This window comes from Idiomarina sp. ST10R2A5, assembly GCF_051842325.1.
Lineage (GTDB): Bacteria > Pseudomonadota > Gammaproteobacteria > Enterobacterales > Alteromonadaceae > Idiomarina > Idiomarina abyssalis.
On record NZ_JBNIEX010000030.1, the window covers coordinates 1 to 276 of the forward strand.

Here is a 276-nt window from a genome sequence, read left to right on the forward strand (position 1 = left end):
CGGTGACAAAAACTGTAGGGCATTGACCGCACCTTTTTGCATGAGGTGAGCCACTGCCACGCTGCCTGCATTGTAGCGTCTGTCGACGTGTCTATCAGTAACGGACTGCGAGTCTTCCTCGTGCATCGACCTGGCCTCGAAGTACGTTTCCATCCGGCATGCGGGCGCGGATCGAGTCGCCTTTGCCACCATTGTTCAATGCCTCGCCTTCGCGCGTCACCGAAAAGCCCTCGCCGCCGGCAATGAGCGTCACGGATTCGCCGCGATGGACGAGAT

At 59.1% G+C, this 276-nt stretch carries 1 protein-coding gene; it reads right to left on the bottom strand.

Annotated elements, in window-relative coordinates; genetic code table 11:
• Positions 1 to 94 precede the first annotated feature (94 nt).
• Positions 95 to 276, bottom strand: a 182-nt coding sequence (gene flgA, locus ACP7FG_RS13010; protein ID WP_439226628.1) for a flagellar basal body P-ring formation chaperone FlgA, incomplete at its 5' end; no start/stop codon positions are given.